Raw genomic sequence first — 18,844 nt, 5'->3', positions numbered from 1 at the left:
TGCCCCTCCAAAGGTCGTTATTGCACCCAGGACTGGGTGATCATCCAGTTGAACTGCCGGTTGAACTTGAAATTGCCAAGGCGTTTGCTGACGAAGTCAAGGCGCTTCGGTGTGAACAGGCCGACGGCCGGCGCCTTGTCGGTGACTTGCCTGTCGACTTCGGCCCACAATTTGTCGGCGGCTGTCTGGTCGGTGACGCCGAGGTCCAGCGCCTTTTGCATCTTGGCGTCGATCTCCTTGTCGCAGAAGCCGGCGATGTTGATCGAGGCGTCCGAACCTTCACGGAAGGAGGCGCAGCTGAACAGTATGTTCAGGAAGTCCGAAGCCGCGGGATAGTCCTTGTACCATTGGGTGACGGACATCTGCACTTTGTTGTTGGTGTTCTGAATGTAGGTGAACTGGATGTTGGACGAGATCGGCTTGACGTCGGCGACATAGCCGATGCTGGTCAGCACGCTCTGCAGATAGACGCCGATGGACCGCGAAATGGCGGTGTCCTCGACGATGATGGTCACCTTCTGGCCCTTGGTGCCGGAGTCCTCGACAAGCTGCTTTGCCTTGTCGAGATCGGGCGCCGACCATTTGGCACCGGGGTCCTTGGTGAAGGGGCAATAGTCTTCATGGCCGGGGAAATCCGGAGGCAGGACCTGGCAGACCGGCGAGGCCAGCACCTTGCCGCCGAACAGCTTGACCAACGTGTTGCGGTCGATCGCATAGGCAACGGCCTGGCGGGCCTTTTCGTTGTCGAAGGGAGCAAGACGGTTGTTCAGCGGCGCATACCACCACGCCGAAAGCGGCGATATGTGCAGCTGGTCCATGGATTTGCTGCCCAGTTCGCCCAGGCGGTCGCTCGGCAGCGCGTCGAACATCCAGTCCGCTTCGCCGTTCTGGATCGCGGTGACGGCTGCTTCCTCGGAAAGGCCGAAATCATATTGGACGACATCCGGATAGCCGTCCGGCTGCGCGTCCCCGCTCCACTGCTTGAAATTGGGGTTGCGGGAAACCGTCATGCCCTTGTTGGGGTCAAAGGCGGAGATCATGTACGCACCGGTGCTGGGAATGGGCTTGGAACCCATGTCTTCCGCCGGCGTGTCCGCCGGCAGGACCACGGCGTGCGGCAAGGCAAGCTTGTAGAGCAGCTCGGCATCCGGCTTGGCGATGTTGATGGTGATGGTGCCGGCCGCCTCGTCGCCGACAACGCCGCCTTCCAGCGTGCAGCTCTTGGTGTCGGCCAGGCATTTGTCGGCACCGACGATGCCGGCATAGAAGGTGCCGGAGGTCGGCCCGGAAACCTTGAAGATGCGCTGGAAGGAGGCGACAACGTCCTTCACGCCAAGATCCTGGCCGCTGGAGAACTTGATGCCCTTGCGCAGCTTGAAGGTGAAGGTCTTGCCGTCATTGCTGACCTGCGGCAGCGCCTCGGCCAGATCGGGGACAATGGTGAAGCCGTCCATGCCCTCGGCCTTGCGGAAGGCCACCAGGCCGTCATAGATCGGCTGGTACATCTGCCAGCCCTGGTCCGTGTAATTGATATGCGGATCGAGCGTTCCGGCAGCGGAGCGGGCCAGGAGGCGAATGGTGCCGCCGCGGTGTTCCTTGAGATACTCGGCCTGTGCCGGAGCCAGCCATGTGCCGGCCAGCAATGCCGCGGCTGACGCCGCCAGAAGCAGTTTCTTCATGTCTTCATTCCCCTTTTCTTCAATTGTCGTTGTGGTCCAGGAAGTCTCCCACCACCCGCATGCACGCATCTTGCTCTTCGACATGCGGCATATGGCTGGAATGCTCGAATATCTCCCAACGCGACCCCTTGATGCCGTCCTTGTAGGGCTGCACGGTCGCGGGCGTGGCCTCGTCGTGACGTCCGGAGATGATCAGTGTGGGAACATCGATGGACTGCAAGCGATCGACGATGCTCCAATTCTTCAGCGTTCCGATGACATGGAACTCGTTCGGCCCATTCATCACATGATAAACCGTCGGATTGCGCACGACCTGGGCGAAACTCGCGGTAACTTCTGGCGGGAAAGGCACCACACGGCAGACATGCCGCTCGTAGAACACCATCGTTGCCGCCTGATACGCCTGATCGTCCGTCGTGCCGGCCCGCTCGTGCCGGGTCAGTGTCTCCTGCACATCTCCGGGCAGGTCGGCGCGCAACCGGTTGGCCTCTTCGACCCACAGCTTCATTGACGCCGGCGAGTTGGCGATGGTCAGCGACTTCAGGCCCTGCGGCCGCGTCACCGCGTATTCGGCACCCAGCATGCCGCCCCAGCTCTGGCCGAGCACGTGGAATCCCACGCGGATGCCGAGATGGTCGACCAGGTTTTCAAGCTCGTCGATGAAGAGCCGAGGTGTCCAGAAGTCGGCGCCCTTCTCAGGCAACAAAGTGGAATTGCCGCAGCCCAGTTGGTCGTAGTGGATGACGGCGCGATCTCTTCGGGCAAGAAGCTTGTAGGCATCGACGTAATTGTGGGCGACGCCCGGCCCGCCATGCAGGATCACCACAGGCGCTTTTTCGCCACCGAGTTCGCCGCTGATCCGATACCAGGTCTCGTAGCTGCCGAAAGCGGCCCGTCCTTCCATGCCGATGATCTCAGATGACATTCCAGTTCCCAGTGCGGTTGAAGGCATCTTGTATTGTCCGCGACGGCAGGCGCCTAACTCATGTTCCGGCTGGCCTGCACCCACTCTTCCAGCATCTGCACGCCAAATGCCGTGGCACCTTGCCTGCCAAGAGGCCGATCGGTGTCGGTCAGTTCCTTGCTGGCGATGTCGAGATGAACCCAGGGGCGATCTTCCGTGAAGTGGCGCAGGAAGGCCGCCGCATAGGGCGCGTCGCCATCTTCCATGTCCTTGGCGTGATGCCGAAGGTCGGCGAACGGCGATTGCAGACCCTCGTCGTAGGCCCGGTCGAGCGGGAGCCGCCAGAACCGCTCGCCGACCGTTTCCCCAGCCGCGATCATCTGGGAAGCGATGGCATCGTCGGTGCTGAATAGGCCGGCGAATATCGACCCCAGGCCACGCGTCACCGAATAGGTCAGCGTCGCCAGATCGACGATCACCGACGGGTTGAAGCGCGTGGCTGCATAATGGAGGCAGTCGGCCAGAAGCAGGCGTCCTTCCGCATCCGTGTCGAACACTTCCACGGTCTGTCCGGAGGCCGTCGTGATGATGTCGCGCGGTTTGAGTGCGGTGCCGGACGGCATGTTCTCGGCGATGCCAAGGACACCGACAACGTGCACGGGGCTACCTTGTCGGGCGAGCGCTATCAGCAGGCCGACCACCGCCGCCGCCCCGCTCATGTCGGCCTTCATGTCGAACATCTGCGCACCGCCCTTGATGCAGAGGCCGCCCGAATCGAAACAAACGCCCTTGCCGACGAAAGCGAGCGGTTGGGAGGGAGCACCCTTGCCGCGGTAGCGCAGCACAGCGACCCGTGGCGGCCGTGCCGAGCCCGACCCAACGGCCAGCAGCGCGTTCATGCCGAGTTCCTTCAGTTGCGCGGCATCGAGCATTTCGATGTCGATGCCGGCTTCACGCAGCGGTTCCAGATGATCGTGGAAATTGTCGGGGTGGAGATGGTTCGGCGGCAGATTGACCAGGGTCCGTGCATATTCGACACCATCGGCGATGGCATTGATCCGCGCCAGCGCCGAGGTCAGGTCCGGGCCGCCTGCCCCGACCAGTTTCACCCGCAAGGTTCGATCCGCTCCCGCCCCTTGCCGCCGGTTGCGCATGTCGAAGCGATAACGCCGCAGCCGCATGCCAAACGCGACGCGCGCCAGGATTTCGGCGCCGGGCAGCTCAACACCGGCGATGGGGTCGAGGACCAGGGTGGCCGCGCATTCCCCCTTGCCTTCCAGATGCGCGGCAAGCAAACCGCCGGCGCGCGCTAAGGACAAGGCAGTTACGGCTTCAGCTTTGCCCAAGGCCAGGACGATCACGCGCTTGGTCGATACCGCTTGCGGGGCGATAAGATCGATGCAGGTGCCGGATTCGGCCAAGGCGGCCGGGTCGGAGCAGGCACGCGATAGAATCCCGCTTATCTCGACGTCCAGGGCCGTTGCCCGGGGGCCAAAGCCTGTTTGGGCAGTTTGCAAAATCACGATGACGGAGGTTTCCACTGAAATCTCGTCCGCGGTTTCGAAGACCGGCGCTGGCGATTGAGGCATGGGCTGGTGTTCTCTCCAATTGCGGCAGTATCGAACCACGCTTCGCTCGCCCCGATGGAGACAGGGCAAGCCGATCTCCGCCGTGGTGGTATGGTGCCGGTGTCCCCAGATAGTCGTTTTCTTGAGACGACTTAGTTGCTCTTGCTATTTGGGTATCCCCTAACGGGGCAGGCGATCAAACGCCAATTCTGTCTATGTCGATTGACAAAAACTCAACTGACAATTCATGATCGGCCTATGGCCCTCCCCTCCCTCAATGGCATGCGCGCTTTCGAGGCCGCCGCTCGCCTCGGCAGCGTCAAGGACGCAGCGGAAGAGTTGCATCTGACGCCCTCGGCTGTCAGCCGCCACATCCGTGCGCTTGAAAGGACCCTCGGCCAAGACCTGTTCGAGCGCGGCTTTCGCCAGATAACGCCAACCATCAGGGGCTCCTATTATGCGCGCAGCCTCTCCGAGGCGTTCGAGGCCATCTGGCGCGCCACCGATGACGTCAGCCTCTCGGAGGGCTCGCGCCACGGCAAGATCCAACGTGTCCGGGTCTTGTGCGTGCCAACAGTTCTGAACCTTTGGCTGGCGGACCGGTTGCCAAACTTTCGCCGGTTGCATCCGTCCGTGGATCTGGAGATCTCCACTTCAGGCAAGCGGGCAAACTTCGATTTGGCCATCGTCGACGAGTTCGTCTACAAGGCCGGCCCGGCTTTGACGCTGCTGATCCCACTGCTGCTGACGCCGGTCTGCGCTCCTGCGCTGCTGGAGGGCCCGGTGCCGCTGCGATCGCCAGCCGATCTGGTCAATCATCATCTGATCCATGAATGCGAGACCATGAGGTGGAAGCGGTGGCTGGAGCAGGAAGGCGTTTTGGACACGACCGCGCGATCGGGCACAATCCTGGATGATTGCACGCTGATCATGCGCGAGGCGATCAATGGCGCGGGAATAGCACTCGCGGACACGATGATGGCGCAAGATTTTCTGCAGCAAGGCAAACTTGTCGCCCCGTTTCGTGCCCGCCACACCTATCCCGCCGGCATTTACCTGCATCAGCGTCGCAGCATAGGCAACAAGCCAGGCACCGGCCTGTTTCAGGATTGGCTGCTCGCCGAAGTCGCGGACCACAAGCAGGTGATGGCCATCGCTTAGACGGGCTCGGCCCCTACCGGCGGGTATCGGGAGTGCCGGGGAGCCACCGCCTCAGATTGCAATCTCAACGTCGAATCGCGGACAGCGGCAAAGGCGGCCCACCATCGCGCCCCGTCGATAATCGCAGTTCTCATTGAATATCTTTAAGGCCAAAGCCGGCAAATAGGTTGCTTGTCGGTTCCCCCGCGTCAGGCTTAACCTGCGCGGCCAACGCGCGAAAGTGCGTGGTCATCAAGGGGAGGACATTGCAATGACAATACAGGGCGCTTCACCTGATCTGTACAACGAGGATCTGGCTCCGGCCAAAGTTCGAAACTGGGGACCATTCTCGATCTTCAACGTCTGGACGTCGGACGTTCACAGCCTCTGGGGTTACTACCTGGCCGCCAGCCTGTTTCTGTTCTGCGGCGGTTTCGTCAACTTCATCATCGCCATCGGCATCGGCTCGCTGGTCATCTACGCGCTGATGAACATGGTCGGCTATGCCGGCGTGAAGACCGGCGTGCCCTACCCCGTGCTTGCCCGCGCCTCTTTCGGCATCTGGGGCGCCAACATACCGGCGCTGGTGCGCGCGGTGGTCGCCTGCTTCTGGTATGGCGCACAGACTGCCGCCGCCTCCGGCGCGATCGTGGCGCTTTTGATCCGCTCGCAATGGTTTGCCGATTTCAACGCCAACACGCATTTCCTCGGCCATACCGGCCTGGAGGTGATCTGCTTCGTGGTCATCTGGGCGCTGCAACTGCTGATCATCCAGAACGGCATGGAGACGGTGCGCCGCTTCCAGGATTGGGCAGGACCGGCAGTCTGGGTGATGATGCTGATCCTGGCGATCTATCTCTGCGTCAAATCCGGGAGATTTGCTTTCACCAGCGACATCCCGATGGACGTGCTGCTGGACAAGACCAAGGATGCGGGCGTGCCGGGCACGCCGGGATCGTGGACGTCGCTGTTTGCAGTGGCGGCGATCTGGGTCACCTACTTTTCCGCGCTTTATCTCAATTTCTGCGATTTCGCCCGCTACGCGCCGGACAAGGCATCGCTGCGCAAGGGCAACATCTGGGGCTTGCCGATCAACTTGATCCTGTTTTCGCTGGTCGCCGGTGTCACCACCATTGCCGCCTTTGACGTCTATGGCGAAGTGCTGCTGCATCCCGACCAGATCTCGGCGAAGTTCGACAGCTGGTTCCTGGCAGCGCTCGCGGCCTTGACCTTTGCCGTGGCAACCCTCGGCATCAACGTGGTGGCAAACTTCGTCTCGCCGGCCTTCGACTTCTCCAACGTCTTTCCCAGGCAGATCGACTTCAAAAAGGGCGGCTATATCGCGGCCGTCATCGCGCTCGTGCTCTATCCCTTCGCACCGTGGGAAGGCAGTGCCGCTTCCTTTGTCAACGTCATTGGCGCGACGATGGGGCCGATCTTCGGCGTGATGATGGTCGACTACTATCTGATCCGGAAGGGTGAGGTCGATGTCGAGGCACTCTATCGCGAGGACGGCGAGTTCCGATTCCAAGGCGGCTGGCATGTCAATGCCTTCATCGCCGCCGGTATCGGTGCCATCTTCTCGTCGATCCTGCCGAACTTCACCAACTGGCTGCCGTCGTGGTGGGGCGTCTATGGCTGGTTCTTCGGCGTGGCCATCGCGGGCATCATCTACTACGTGCTGCGCACCGCCGCTTTGGGCGCAGGCGCCAAGACGGCAAAGGCTTGAAAATGAGGCAGTAGCCAGTAGGTGCTAGGGAGTAGAGAACCGCTTGCCTACTGCCTACTGCCTACTGCCTACCATCTCGGCCAGTTTGCGCACCGTGTTCCAGTTGCGCGAGGTGCCGACACCCAGGCGCTTGTGGCTGGTCGCCGCAAGCAGCCGCGAGCTTGGCCTCTCGCGAGAAAAGACGACCCAGATGTCACCGCCGACCGAAAACACCTTCTCGTCCTTGGCGGCATAGGCTAGGAGCGCCGCTGCGGCACCCATGGGTGCAGGCTTGCGCATCACCCTTACGGCCACCTGGTCGCCTGCCTCGGCAGATTCGTCCGGGAACGGATTGCCGGCGGCAAGCTTCAGCCAGTCCTCGGCACAACGCACGATGATGTCGACATGGCGGCCGAAGGTTTTTTCGAAGGCAGCTTCCAGCCGTTGTTCCAGATCGGCGACGTTCGTTGCCGGCGCCTCGAAGACCAGGTTGCCGGTCGCTACCAGCGTGCGCGGGTTCTTCAGCCCGAGTTCTTCGGCCATCGCCTTGAGGTCGGCCATGACGACCCGTCGCCCCTCACCCAGAATGATGCTGTAGAGCAGCGCGACATAAGTCCGCATCATCTGCCGGCCTGTGAAACTACACCAGCCGGCTCTGCTCCACCGCCGCCTCGATGAAACTGGCGAACAGTGGATGCGGGTCGAGCGGCCGGCTTTTCAGTTCCGGGTGATATTGCACGCCGATGAACCAGGGATGATCGGGGTACTCGACCGTTTCCGGCAGCACGCCGTCGGGCGACATACCGGCGAAGACCAGGCCGCAATCCTCGAGCCGCTCCTTGTAATCGACATTGACCTCGTAGCGGTGGCGGTGGCGCTCGGAAATCTGGGTATCGCCATAGATCTCGGCAATCTTCGAGCCCTTGGCAAGTTCGGCCTGATAGGCACCGAGTCGCATTGTACCGCCGAGGTCGCCGGTCTCCCGGCGCTTCTCCAGCATGTTGCCCTTCAGCCATTCGGTCATCAGGCCGACGACCGGCTCCTTGGTCGGGCCAAACTCGCTCGACGATGCATCTTCGACGCCGGCCAGCGACCGCGCCGCTTCGATGCAGGCCATTTGCATGCCGAAGCAGATGCCGAAATACGGCACTTTTCGCTCACGCGCGAACTTCGCCGCCAGGATCTTCCCTTCCGCGCCGCGTTCGCCAAAGCCACCGGGAACCAGGATGCCATGAACCTTTTCCAGCCAGGGCGTCGGGTCCTCCTTTTCGAAAATCTCCGATTCGATCCAGTCGAGCTTGACCTTGACGTGGTTGGCCAGGCCGCCATGCGACAGCGCCTCGATCAGCGATTTGTAGGCATCCTTGAGGCCGGTATATTTGCCGACCACGGCGATGGTCACTTCGCCTTCCGGATTGTGGATGCGGCTGGACACCGCCTGCCAGGGCTCCATGCGCGGCTTCGGCGCCGGATCGATGCCGAAAGCGGCCAGCACTTCCGAATCGAGCCCTTCCTTGTGGTAGGCCATCGGCACATCGTAGATATGCGGCACGTCGAGCGCCTGGATCACGGCACTTTCGCGCACGTTGCAGAACAGCGACAGTTTTCTGCGCTCTTCCTTGGGAATGGCGCGGTCGGCGCGGACCAGCAGGATGTCGGGCGCGATGCCGATGCCGCGTAGTTCCTTGACCGAATGCTGGGTCGGCTTGGTCTTCAGCTCGCCGGCCGTCGGGATGTAGGGCATCAGCGTCAGATGGACGTAGACGGCGTTGTTGCGCGGCAGGTCGTTGCCGAGCTGGCGAATCGCCTCCAGGAACGGCATCGCCTCGATGTCGCCGACCGTACCGCCGATCTCGCACAGCACGAAATCATAGTCGTCATTGCCGTTGAGGACGAAATTCTTGATCTCGTCGGTGACGTGCGGAATGACCTGCACGGTGGCGCCGAGATAGTCGCCGCGCCGCTCGCGCTCGATGATGTTCTTATAGATGCGGCCGGTGGTGATGTTGTCCTGCTGATTGGCGGAGCGGCCTGTGAAGCGCTCGTAATGGCCAAGATCAAGATCGGTTTCCGCACCATCGTCAGTAACGAAAACCTCGCCATGCTGATACGGCGACATCGTGCCCGGATCGACATTGAGGTAGGGATCGAGTTTTTTGATGCGTGCGCGATAGCCTCGCGCCTGCAGGAGAGCCCCAAGGGCCGCTGCGGCTATGCCTTTTCCAAGTGAGGAAACCACGCCGCCTGTGATGAATACATATCGCGCCATGGGAGTCATCGCTTAACGCGGCCGGATTGATTCCGCCAGAGAAAAAACCACCGCGAAGGCTTTTTCCCAAGAAGGCGCTCGGACCATGATCCCGAAAAGTGAGATCCGGTTTTCGGATAAGATCGTGGTCAAACAAGCCCGGCCCGTTCGATAGGGACCGGATCAGGCCTAGGGAAAAACAAAAGGGCCGGCTGAGCCGGCCCTTTCGGCAGGATGACGAAAACGTCAGATGATGACGACTTTGGTGCCTACCCTGACGCGGCTGTAGAGGTCCATGACGTGTTCGTTGATCATGCGGAAGCAGCCATTCGAGGCGCTGGTTCCGATCGACTGCGGCGCGATGGTGCCGTGGATGCGCAGATGCGTGTCCTTCTTGCCGTCGTAGAGATAGATGGCGCGTGCGCCGAGCGGGTTCTGGCCGCCGCCGGGCATGCCGTCCTTGTACTGGCCGTAATGCTTCGGCTCGCGCTTCTGCATGTCCAGCGTCGGGATCCAGCGCGGCCATTCCTGCTTATCGCCGACCGCCACCGTGCCCTTGAACTGTAGGCCTTCGCGGCCGACCGCAATGGCGTAGCGGCGAGCAGTCGAAGACGATTCGACGAGGTAGAGGCGCCGCGCGCTGGTGTCGATGACGATGGTGCCAGCGTCATAGCCGCTGAATTCCACGTCTTGCGGCACGAATTCAGGCTTCACCTTGAATTGCTTCTTGGCTTCCTTCTTGGCGAGAACCTGATCGAGAGCCCGCGTCTCGGGAAGATAGCTCATCGACGAGCCGGATGAGGTGCCGCCGAAAAGACCGGCAAACAGACCGCCGCCGCCGCTCGACTGTTTCTGGCCGATGACCTCGCTGCGCAGCTCGCCATTGTTGCCGGTCAAGGCGACATTCATGGCTTCGGCCGGAAGCAGTTCGGCCGATTGGATCGGCTCGATTGGCTCGATTGGCTCGACGATCTTGGCAACCTGCTTCTTGGCCGGCTTGGCGTCGGCCACTTCGGTTGCCGCGCTCTTGCCCTTCTTGGCGAGGAACGCCTGCCGTTCAGCGTCGGCCTTGGCCTTGGCTGCCGCGCGCATCGCCAGTTTCCTGGCTTCGAGCGCCTTTGCTTTGGCTGCTTCCTTGTCGGCAACGATCTTGGCCTCGATCTTTTTGATCTGGGCGAAGTCGTCCGGTGTCGGGTTTTTCTTCTTCTTCAGAAGCTTCAATTGCGACGCATCACTCTTGACGGCGACATTGATGGCGCCGGTTTTCTCAACTGAAGGTGCGGCCATATTTGCCGGCGCGCCGGCGAAGGCTGGAGAACTCATGCCGATTGCGGCGCAAAGTCCCAGGAAAATGAAGCTGCGAAGCTGCATGGCGAAGATCCGATCGTTCTATGCTTGTTGCCCACGGCGTCGCCCAGCGCCCCCCAAGGGCGCCGGAAATGCCGCGCGCAATCTATAGTCGAATAAGCGCGGACGCCTCAAGCGGGAGGCCGGGCCTCACCTGGTCGAATCTTGGTGATTATGCTGCATTTGCCGCGACTGTGTTCAAACGACCACATATCGCGGCAACAGGCGCCGAAGACTACTGGTTCGGAACCTGCGGGGTCGCCGGTGCGGCAGGAGCGGTGCCGTTGGTCGCCGGCGGCGTCGAACCGGCAGGTGCCGGCGTCGGGGCGGTCGCCGGAGCCGCGGCGTCATTGCCGGACGGCGGCGTCGGCGTGGCGTTGCCTGCGGGCGCCGGGGTGGTCGTGCCGGGCAATTGGTTGAGCACGCCCTTGCCGGCACCATCCGATGTCGCCGGCACACGGTCGAGGATGTCGATCGGCTTCTCGCCATAGCGGGCGACGATCGACAGTGTCAGTGACGTAGCGAAAAAGGCCGCTGCCAGGATCGCCGTCGCACGCGTCAGCGCATTGGCAGCGCCGCGCGCGGTCATGAAGCCGGATCCGCCACCGATGCCAAGGCCGCCGCCTTCGGAACGCTGCAGCAGCACCACGCCGACAAGGGCGAGCACGACCATGAGATGGATGACGATCAGTACGGTTTCCATAGTTTATCCTGGCAAGGCCTTGCCCGGCCGCGGACACGACCGGTGAATTGGAGGCGGCTCAATACAATGCTTTGATGGCATTTCCAAGCCCGTGGCCGGAATATGGGAAGCAACGCCTTCTTTGCAACGATTTCCAGCGCCGGGAGCCCCGTCCGGCGTGGCGAATATCTTCAACCGATATTGCGATAAGCCTCGGCGATGGCAAGAAAATCCGCCGCCTTCAGGCTGGCGCCGCCGACCAGCGCGCCGTCGACATTCCTGACGCCGAGCAGTTCGACCGCGTTGGAGGGCTTGACCGATCCGCCATAGAGAATGCGCACCTTCGCCGCGACGCCGCCAAGCTTTTCCGACAGCTTTTCGCGGATATGTGCGTGTGCTTCGGCAACATCGGCCGCGGTCGGCGTCAGGCCGGTGCCGATCGCCCATACCGGCTCATAGGCAATGATGGTGTTGGACGGGGTGGCGCTTGGCGGCACCGAGCCGTCGACCTGCCGCGACAGTACGTCGAGCGTGGCGCCCGCTTCACGCTGCTGCTGCGTCTCGCCAACGCAAATAATGGCCACAAGCCCGGCGCGCCAGGCGGCGGAAGCCTTGGCCTGGACCGTCGCGTCATCCTCGCCGCGTTGCTCGCGGCATTCTGAATGACCGACGATGACATGGCTGGCGCCGGCATCCCTAAGCATTTCCGCCGAGATACAACCGGTGTAGGCGCCGCTCTCCTTGGTGTGGCAATCCTCACCGCCGGCATGCACCGGCGTGCGCGAAAGGATCTCCGCGGCGTGGGCAAGCAGGGTTGCGGGAACGCAAACCAGCGCTTCGGTCTCCGCATCGAGTCCACTCATGAAACCGTTGCCGATCATCCTGAGCTCGTTGAGCGAGGCACTGGTGCCGTTCATTTTCCAGTTGCCGGCGACGAGCGGGCGAATTCCTGGTGTCATGGGTTTGCTTCTCCGGGCGATATCGGGGTCTGGCCCTCACTACCAAAATCAGGCCACAAAGCAATCGACAGTGGACCGGAAGGGCGCTATTGCGCTTGTTTCAGACTCGGCGCATGCGAAAATGCGCATAAATCGGAAGTAAAAATGCTTGGTATATTGAGAAGCGCGGCAGGCACCTGGGTCGCGAAAGGGCTGTTGGTGCTGCTGGTGCTCAGCTTTTTGGTCTGGGGCGTTTCCGGACGGCTGATGGGCGGTCTCGCCGGCCATGATTCGGTCATAACCGCTGGCGGCACCAAGGTGTCGATCAACGAATACCGTCTCGCCTATGATCGCCAGCTCGCCGTCATGTCGCAGCAGTTCGGCCAACGTCTCAGCCACGAACAGGCAAAGGCACTCGGTGTCGACAACCAGGTGCTGGCGCAGCTCGTCTCGGGTGCCGTTCTCGACGAACAGGCACGCAAACTGGGTCTCGGACTTTCCAAGGACCGGCTGGCCGAGCTGACGCGCGAAGACCCGGCATTCAAGGGCCCGGGCGGCCAGTTCGACCGCAGAACGTTCGAATACATGCTGCAGCAGATCGGCATGCGGCCGGCGGATTATTTGAAGAACCGTGCCCAGGTGGCGGTGCGCCAGCAGATCGTCGAGGCGGTCTCGGATGGTCTGAAAGCTCCGGACACCTTCTTCAAGGCTGTCGCGCTCTATCGCGGTGAAGACCGAACTATCGACTATTTGACGCTGCCCAAGGCACTGGTCGAGCCGATCGCGCCGCCGTCCGACAGTGTGCTTTCGACCTATTTCGAGGCCAACAAGAAGACATACGCGGCGCCCGAATACCGCAAATTCTCCTATGTCCGCCTCGAACCGGTCGACATCATGGATACGACCGCCGTCACCGACAGCCAGGTCAGCGACGACTACAACAAGAACAAGGCGCGCTACACCACGCCGGAGCTGCGCACCATCGAGCAGCTTGTTTTCAAGACGCCGGATGCGGCCAAGGCCGCGCTCGGTTCGCTCAAGGCAGGCGCAACCTTCGACAAGCTCGTCACGGCGGAAGGCAAAACCCCGGCCGATACGCTGCTCGGCACGCTGTCCAAGGACAAGATCGCCGACAAGGCTGTCGCCGACGCGGCCTTCGCCCTCAATGCCAATGAAGTCAGCCAGGTCGTGCAGGGTGCCTTTGGCCCGGTGCTGCTGCGCGTCACCGAGATCAAGCCAGAGGTGGTGAAGCCACTGACCGAAGTGTCCGATCAGATCCGCAAGGACCTGGCGCTGGGCGAGGCAAGCCGCATCCTGCTGGACGTGCGTGACAATTACGAAGACGCCCGCGCCGCCGGCAGTTCGCTGGCCGACGCCGCCACCAAGCTGAAGCTGAAGATCGTCACCATCGACGCCATCGACCGCAGCGGCCTGAGGCCCGACGCCAGCATCGTCAAGGACCTGCCGCAATCACCGGAGTTGATCAAGGCTGTCTTCGACGCGGAACCCAACACCGAAAACGATGCCTTGACCACGGCCGACAACGGCTTCGTTTTCTATGAGGTGGCCTCCATTACGCCGGCTCGTGACCGGACGCTGGGCGAGGTTCGTCAGAAAGTCGTCGCCGACTGGACGGCGGCGGAGACGACCAAGCGGCTTGCGGCCAAGGCTGACGAGCTCGAAAAGCGGCTCAAGGCCGGCGCCACGCTCGACGTCATCGCCGGCGAGCTGAAGCTGGAAAAGCAGACCAAGCGCGGCGTCAAGCGCGAGGCCGACGATGTCGATTTCGGCAAGGAAGGTGCGGCAGCGATGTTCGGCGTCGGCGAAGGCGGCACCGGCCTGATCCCCTCGCCCACCGGCGACGGACAGATCCTGTACAAGGTCGCCGAAGTGTTCGAGCCCGCCGGAGCCGATGCCAGTTCGGTGCCGGACGATGCGCAGAAATCCTTCACCTCCGGCATGTCTGACGACCTGCTCGACCAGTTGGTGGCACAGTTGCAGACACAATACGACGTTCGCATCGACCAGGCCGCCGTCGCCCAAGCCTCGACAAGATGAGCGCGCTGAAAACCCATATCGCCAAGGTCGCGACTGGAAGCGCGCTTTCCTTCGAGGAAGCGCGCGAGGCCTTCGACATCATCATGTCGGGTGACGCAACGCCCGGCCAGATCGGCGGCTTCCTGATGGCGCTGCGCGTACGCGGCGAGACGGTGAGCGAGATTTCCGGCGCCGTCGCCACCATGCGCGCCAAGATGCTGCGCGTCGACGCGCCGGACGGCGCCATCGATATCGTCGGCACGGGCGGCGACAATTCCCACAGCGTCAACATTTCGACGGCGTCGGCCTTTGTCATTGCCGGCAGCGGTGTGCCGGTCGCCAAACACGGCAATCGCGGCCTGTCATCGCTGACAGGGGCGGCCGACGTGCTGGTTGCACTCGGCGTCAAGATCGACATCTCGCCCGAGTTTATCGGTCGTTGCATCCACGAGGCGGGCGTCGGCTTCATGTTCGCGCCAGCGCACCATCCGGCGATGAAGCATGTCGGTCCGACCCGCGTCGAACTCGGCACCCGCACCATCTTCAACCTGCTCGGGCCCCTCTCCAATCCGGCCGGCGTCAAGCGGCAGATGGTCGGTGTGTTCCTGCCGGAATGGATCCTGCCGGTGGCCGAGACGCTGAAGGCGCTGGGCGCCGAGCATGCCTGGGTTGCCCATGGCGACGGCTATGACGAGATCACCACCACCGGCGAGACGCAGGTCGCCGAACTGATCGGCGGCGAGATACGCAGCTTCACGCTGACGCCTGAAGCGGTTGGGTTGGCGCGCCACAGCAAGGATGAATTGCGCGGCGGCGACGCGGACTACAACGCCAAGGCATTGCGCGATATGTTGGGCGGGGCTGCCGGTGCCTATCGCGACACAGTGCTGATGAATGCCGGTGCCGGGCTGGTGGTGGCGGGCAAGGCGACGACGCTTGGCGACGGCATCGTGACGGCGGCGCAAGCCATCGACAGCGGCCGGGCGCTGCAGGTGCTCGACAGGCTGGTCGAGATTTCGAACGGATAGAACGTGTCTGACATTCTTCGCAAGATCGAGGCCTACAAGCGCGACGAGATCGCTGCGGCAAAGGCACGCGTGCCGCTCGCCGAGATCAAGGCGCGAGCGAAGGATGCCGATGCACCGCGCGGCTTTCTTGCCGCGCTCGAAGCGAAGCGCAAATCCGGCGCTTTTGCACTGATCGCCGAGATCAAGAAAGCGAGCCCATCCAAGGGCCTGATCCGCGCCGATTTCGACCCGCCAGCGCTGGCACAGGCCTATGCGAAAGGCGGTGCCGCCTGTCTTTCGGTACTGACCGATGCGCCGTCTTTCCAGGGCGCGCCGGAATTTCTCACCAGGGCGCGAGCCGCCGTCGCCCTGCCCGCGCTGCGCAAGGATTTCCTGTTCGATCCGTATCAGGTCTACGAAGCCCGCGCCTGGGGCGCGGATGCCATCCTGATCATCATGGCCAGCGTCGACGACGCCTTGGCCAGCGACCTCGAATCGACGGCGTTCGAACTCGGCATGGATGCGCTGGTCGAAGTGCATGACGAGGCCGAGACGCAGCGCGCACTGAAGCTGTCGTCGCGGCTGATCGGTATCAACAACCGCAATCTGCGCACATTCGAGACCAGCCTCGACACCTCTGTGCGGCTGGCGACGATGGTGCCGGCCGACCGCTTGCTGATAAGCGAAAGCGGTATTTTCTCACATGACGATTGCCTCAGGCTGCAAAAGAGCGACATCGGCACCTTTCTGGTCGGCGAGAGCCTGATGCGGCAACAGGACGTCACCACGGCGACCCGCCTGCTGCTGACAGGCAAGGCTTGGGCCGAGGCGATCTGACGATGGCGGCCGCCCTCACCCATCTCGGCGCGCAGGGCGAGGCCAATATGGTCGATGTCGGCGACAAGGCGGAGACGACGCGCACGGCGATCGCCGAGGGCTTTGTCGCGATGAGGCCCGAGACCTTGAAAATGATCCTCGCCGGCAACGCCAAGAAGGGCGACGTGCTCGGCACCGCGCGCATCGCCGGCATCATGGCGGCGAAGAAGACGCATGACCTGATCCCGCTCTGCCATCCGCTGCTTCTGACCAAGGTTTCCGTCGACATCGAGCCGGACCATGTTCTGCCCGGCCTGAAGGTCACGGCACTGGCGCGCGTCACCGGCAAGACAGGCGTGGAGATGGAAGCGCTGACCGCCGCTTCGGTCGCCTGCCTGACCATCTACGATATGGCCAAGGCGGTGGACCGCGCCATGGTCATCTCCGGCATTCGGCTGGTCGAAAAGACCGGCGGCAAGTCGGGCGCGTACAAGGCAGGCGCCTGATGGCGCTGGTTCCAATCGCCGAAGCGCTCGAGCGCCTGCTCGAGGGTGCGGCACCTTTGGCCGGCGAAAGCGTCCCCCTCTTCGAGGCGGTGGATCGCGTGCTGGCGGAACCGGTCGTGGCACTTCGCACCCAACCGCCCTTCAACGCTTCCGCCATGGATGGCTACGCGGCGCGCGCCGCCGATGTGGCGTCGGTGCCGTCGAGACTTTCGGTGATCGGCATGGCACCGGCCGGGCGTGGCTTTGATGGCACGGTCGGCAAGGCCCAGGCGGTGCGCATCTTCACCGGCGCGCCCTTGCCCGAAGGCGCCGACACCATCGTCATCCAGGAGAATGTCCGGAATCTCGGCGGTGGCGACGTCGAAGTGATCGAACCCACCGCTGAAGGACGTAACATTCGCCGCGTCGGGCTCGATTTTTCAAAAGGCGACGTGTTGCTGGAAAAAGGCCGGGTGCTCGACCCGGCGGCCCTGTCGCTGGCGGCATCGGCGAACCACCCACGGGTCGCCGTGGTGAAACGGCCGCTGGTCGCCATCATCGCCACCGGCGACGAATTGTTGCCGCCCGGCAGCGAACTTGGGCCCGACCAGATCATTTCGTCCAATGCCTATGGCGTTGCCGCGACAGCGCAATCGGTCGGCGCCCGCGCGCTCGATCTCGGCATAGCCGCCGACCGCAAGGAAGCCATCGCCGCGCTGGTCAGACAAGCGGTCACTGCCGGCGCGGATGTCATCGTGACGCTGGGTGGTGCCTCGGTCGGTGATCACGACCTGATCCACGACGTGCTGACCGGCGAAGGCATGACGCTCGGCTTCTGGAAGATCGCCATGCGCCCCGGCAAGCCGCTGATGTTCGGCCGCCTCGGCGACATCAGATGCATCGGCCTGCCCGGCAACCCGGTGGCAAGCCTAGTCTGCTCGCAGCTGTTCCTCAAACCGCTGCTGGCGCGGCTCGGCGGCCGCGATCATCGCCAGGACATTCGACCGGCGCGATTGGGCGCCGCAATGCCGGCCAATGACCTGCGCCAGGATTATGTGCGGGCCGTGGTCCGGGAAGATGACGGCGCGCTGGTGGCAACGCCGTTCGGCATCCAGGATTCCTCGATGCTGAGAATGCTGGCCGACGCCAATGGGTTGATCGTGCGGGCGCCGTTTGCCCCCGCTGCGGCCGCAGGCGATGCTTGCAGCGTGCTGATGCTGCGCTGAAGAAGTTCTGGCAAGCCTTTAATAAAGCTGTGAAAATTTAAATTGGTTGCTCCGAGATCAAGGCCCGTGTCAGCGGATGCGCCGGATCGGCAAGCCCGTTGACGATGTTGAAATGATGCCGGTCGGGCTCGACGACGGTGCTGGTCGCCGCACCGAGGCCGGTCCAAATGTTGGCAAGCAGCGCGTTCTGGCGAAGAAACTCGGCGCGCTCGCCACCACCGGCCCAGCAGGTGATGCGGGCGCCGTCCATGGGTCGCAGCAGCGCCGGGCTTTCAGCCAGCGCCTCCTCTTCGTCGATTGCCAGTGCCTTGTTCATCCCGGTGCGCATGAGCGGACGCAGGTCGTGGAGGCCTGAAATCGAAACGACATGGCGTATGCGCCGCGCCACATCGGCCGCCAGAGGCGTTGATATCGTCACCATTCGGGTGGCGAGATGGCCGCCGGCCGAATGTCCGGTCAGCATCAGCGGCCCGTCGATCATTGCCGCTGCCTTGTCGATAGCCGCGCCGATTTCCCCGACTATACCTGCAATGCGTATGTCCGGGCACAGCGTGTAGGACGGCATCGCCACGGCAAAACCGCTGCTGACCGCGCCATTGGCGAGATGCGACCACAAACTCTTGTCGGTCTCCAGCCAGTAACCGCCATGGATGACCACCACCAGCCCCTCGGGCGCGGCAGTGGGAAGGAAAAGATCAAGCCGATTGCGCCGCCCGTCACCATAGGCGATGTCGAACTGTGCCCGCCCCTCCGCCGAGAGCGCATCACGAAATGCTTGCGCCGGCTCTGCCCACGCGGCCGGCCAGCGGTCGCTACCGGCGATGTTCGCGCCGTTGGCATAGGCATCGTCCCAATCGACAACGTGACGTTCGAACATCTGCGCCCTCCACCAAAAACGGCATCGCTTCTGAGCTAGCAATGGCCAGCGCAATGCCGTGCGTCAATGCTTCAGAGCCAAAACATTTTAGGCTTGAAACAAATTTCGACTGGTGCGATCCTGCTATGACGAACAGCCGACAAAATGGGAGGTCCGCTGTGCTGCCCCAAACCTGCAGACAT

General features: G+C 62.7%; 16 protein-coding genes. 7 read left to right on the top strand and 9 right to left on the bottom strand.

The features are described 5' to 3' along the window. Window positions 1-17: 17 nt before the first annotated feature. Genes NKI38_RS24140 through NKI38_RS24130 form a run of 3 tightly spaced genes read right to left on the bottom strand, consistent with a single transcriptional unit; the run spans window position 18 to window position 4,172 of the window. On the bottom strand, window positions 18-1,679 hold the full coding sequence (locus tag NKI38_RS24140; protein WP_352661602.1) for an ABC transporter substrate-binding protein: 1,662 nt from the start codon (window positions 1,677-1,679) through the stop codon (window positions 18-20). A gap of 19 nt (window positions 1,680-1,698) precedes the next feature. Next, window positions 1,699-2,604 (bottom strand): proline iminopeptidase-family hydrolase, encoded by a 906-nt coding sequence (locus NKI38_RS24135; RefSeq protein WP_352661599.1) that lies wholly within the window; start codon window positions 2,602-2,604, stop codon window positions 1,699-1,701. A 53-nt stretch (window positions 2,605-2,657) separates the two neighbouring features. Further along, entirely contained in the window at window positions 2,658-4,172 is a 1,515-nt protein-coding gene (locus NKI38_RS24130) for a leucyl aminopeptidase (RefSeq protein ID WP_352661596.1), read from the bottom strand. 237 nt (window positions 4,173-4,409) lie between these two features. Here NKI38_RS24130 and NKI38_RS24125 point away from each other — a divergent pair, with 237 nt between their 5' ends. Further along, window positions 4,410-5,312, top strand: a complete 903-nt coding sequence (locus NKI38_RS24125; protein ID WP_352661656.1) for a LysR family transcriptional regulator — start codon at window positions 4,410-4,412, stop codon at window positions 5,310-5,312. A gap of 250 nt (window positions 5,313-5,562) precedes the next feature. Beyond that, window positions 5,563-7,020 carry an NCS1 family nucleobase:cation symporter-1 gene (locus NKI38_RS24120; RefSeq protein ID WP_352627764.1) on the top strand — a complete coding sequence of 486 codons (1,458 nt, stop codon included), beginning with the start codon at window positions 5,563-5,565 and terminating at the stop codon, window positions 7,018-7,020. 54 nt (window positions 7,021-7,074) lie between these two features. On the opposite strand, the gene NKI38_RS24115 is transcribed toward NKI38_RS24120, so the two are convergent. From NKI38_RS24115 to tpiA, 5 genes are all read right to left on the bottom strand, one after another. Continuing rightward, window positions 7,075-7,620, bottom strand: a complete 546-nt coding sequence (locus tag NKI38_RS24115) for a DUF1697 domain-containing protein (RefSeq protein WP_352661653.1) — start codon at window positions 7,618-7,620, stop codon at window positions 7,075-7,077. Window positions 7,621-7,639: 19 nt separating this feature from the next. Beyond that, window positions 7,640-9,277, bottom strand: coding sequence for a CTP synthase (pyrG, locus tag NKI38_RS24110; protein ID WP_352661593.1), 1,638 nt, complete (start codon window positions 9,275-9,277; stop codon window positions 7,640-7,642). A 216-nt stretch (window positions 9,278-9,493) separates the two neighbouring features. Continuing rightward, window positions 9,494-10,618, bottom strand: a complete 1,125-nt coding sequence (locus tag NKI38_RS24105; protein WP_352661590.1) for a L,D-transpeptidase — start codon at window positions 10,616-10,618, stop codon at window positions 9,494-9,496. A gap of 211 nt (window positions 10,619-10,829) precedes the next feature. Further along, window positions 10,830-11,297, bottom strand: coding sequence for a preprotein translocase subunit SecG (secG, locus tag NKI38_RS24100; RefSeq protein ID WP_352661587.1), 468 nt, complete (start codon window positions 11,295-11,297; stop codon window positions 10,830-10,832). 170 nt (window positions 11,298-11,467) lie between these two features. Continuing rightward, window positions 11,468-12,235: a triose-phosphate isomerase gene (gene tpiA, locus NKI38_RS24095; RefSeq protein WP_352661584.1), complete on the bottom strand. Its 768-nt coding sequence runs from the start codon at window positions 12,233-12,235 to the stop codon at window positions 11,468-11,470. Between the two features lie 144 nt (window positions 12,236-12,379). On the opposite strand from tpiA, the gene NKI38_RS24090 reads away from it, so the two are divergent. The 5 genes from NKI38_RS24090 to NKI38_RS24070 are packed head-to-tail and all read left to right on the top strand — an operon-like array spanning window position 12,380 to window position 17,785. After that, window positions 12,380-14,272, top strand: coding sequence for a SurA N-terminal domain-containing protein (locus NKI38_RS24090; RefSeq protein ID WP_352661581.1), 1,893 nt, complete (start codon window positions 12,380-12,382; stop codon window positions 14,270-14,272). Then, window positions 14,269-15,279, top strand: a complete 1,011-nt coding sequence (gene trpD / locus NKI38_RS24085; RefSeq protein WP_352627770.1) for an anthranilate phosphoribosyltransferase — start codon at window positions 14,269-14,271, stop codon at window positions 15,277-15,279. Before NKI38_RS24090 ends, trpD begins: the two co-directional genes overlap by 4 nt. A gap of 3 nt (window positions 15,280-15,282) precedes the next feature. Next, window positions 15,283-16,095 (top strand): indole-3-glycerol phosphate synthase TrpC, encoded by an 813-nt coding sequence (trpC, locus tag NKI38_RS24080; protein ID WP_352661578.1) that lies wholly within the window; start codon window positions 15,283-15,285, stop codon window positions 16,093-16,095. Window positions 16,096-16,097: 2 nt separating this feature from the next. Continuing rightward, window positions 16,098-16,580, top strand: coding sequence for a cyclic pyranopterin monophosphate synthase MoaC (gene moaC, locus NKI38_RS24075; RefSeq protein WP_352661575.1), 483 nt, complete (start codon window positions 16,098-16,100; stop codon window positions 16,578-16,580). Further along, window positions 16,580-17,785, top strand: a complete 1,206-nt coding sequence (locus NKI38_RS24070; RefSeq protein ID WP_352661573.1) for a molybdopterin molybdotransferase MoeA — start codon at window positions 16,580-16,582, stop codon at window positions 17,783-17,785. The genes moaC and NKI38_RS24070 overlap by 1 nt, the downstream gene beginning before the upstream one ends. Before the next feature lie 37 nt (window positions 17,786-17,822). Here the strand turns inward: NKI38_RS24070 and NKI38_RS24065 are convergent, their stop codons facing one another. Beyond that, a complete protein-coding gene (locus NKI38_RS24065; RefSeq protein ID WP_352661570.1) occupies window positions 17,823-18,662 on the bottom strand; it encodes a hormone-sensitive lipase in 840 nt (279 codons plus the stop codon). Window positions 18,663-18,844: the final 182 nt, after the last annotated feature.

Origin of the sequence: Mesorhizobium sp. M0621 (assembly GCF_040320745.1) — a bacterium.
Taxonomy (GTDB): domain Bacteria; phylum Pseudomonadota; class Alphaproteobacteria; order Rhizobiales; family Rhizobiaceae; genus Mesorhizobium.
This window is presented reverse-complemented; position numbering and strand designations above follow the sequence as displayed.

Coding starts and splice junctions, on each gene's coding strand:
- NKI38_RS24140 (WP_352661602.1), bottom strand. CDS start 1,679: ATGAAGAAACTGCTTCTGGCGGCGTCAGCCGCGGCATTGCTGGCCGGC.
- NKI38_RS24135 (WP_352661599.1), bottom strand. CDS start 2,604: ATGTCATCTGAGATCATCGGCATGGAAGGACGGGCCGCTTTCGGCAGC.
- NKI38_RS24130 (WP_352661596.1), bottom strand. CDS start 4,172: ATGCCTCAATCGCCAGCGCCGGTCTTCGAAACCGCGGACGAGATTTCA.
- NKI38_RS24125 (WP_352661656.1), top strand. CDS start 4,410: ATGGCCCTCCCCTCCCTCAATGGCATGCGCGCTTTCGAGGCCGCCGCT.
- NKI38_RS24120 (WP_352627764.1), top strand. CDS start 5,563: ATGACAATACAGGGCGCTTCACCTGATCTGTACAACGAGGATCTGGCT.
- NKI38_RS24115 (WP_352661653.1), bottom strand. CDS start 7,620: ATGCGGACTTATGTCGCGCTGCTCTACAGCATCATTCTGGGTGAGGGG.
- pyrG (WP_352661593.1), bottom strand. CDS start 9,277: ATGACTCCCATGGCGCGATATGTATTCATCACAGGCGGCGTGGTTTCC.
- NKI38_RS24105 (WP_352661590.1), bottom strand. CDS start 10,618: ATGCAGCTTCGCAGCTTCATTTTCCTGGGACTTTGCGCCGCAATCGGC.
- secG (WP_352661587.1), bottom strand. CDS start 11,297: ATGGAAACCGTACTGATCGTCATCCATCTCATGGTCGTGCTCGCCCTT.
- tpiA (WP_352661584.1), bottom strand. CDS start 12,235: ATGACACCAGGAATTCGCCCGCTCGTCGCCGGCAACTGGAAAATGAAC.
- NKI38_RS24090 (WP_352661581.1), top strand. CDS start 12,380: ATGCTTGGTATATTGAGAAGCGCGGCAGGCACCTGGGTCGCGAAAGGG.
- trpD (WP_352627770.1), top strand. CDS start 14,269: ATGAGCGCGCTGAAAACCCATATCGCCAAGGTCGCGACTGGAAGCGCG.
- moaC (WP_352661575.1), top strand. CDS start 16,098: ATGGCGGCCGCCCTCACCCATCTCGGCGCGCAGGGCGAGGCCAATATG.
- NKI38_RS24070 (WP_352661573.1), top strand. CDS start 16,580: ATGGCGCTGGTTCCAATCGCCGAAGCGCTCGAGCGCCTGCTCGAGGGT.
- NKI38_RS24065 (WP_352661570.1), bottom strand. CDS start 18,662: ATGTTCGAACGTCACGTTGTCGATTGGGACGATGCCTATGCCAACGGC.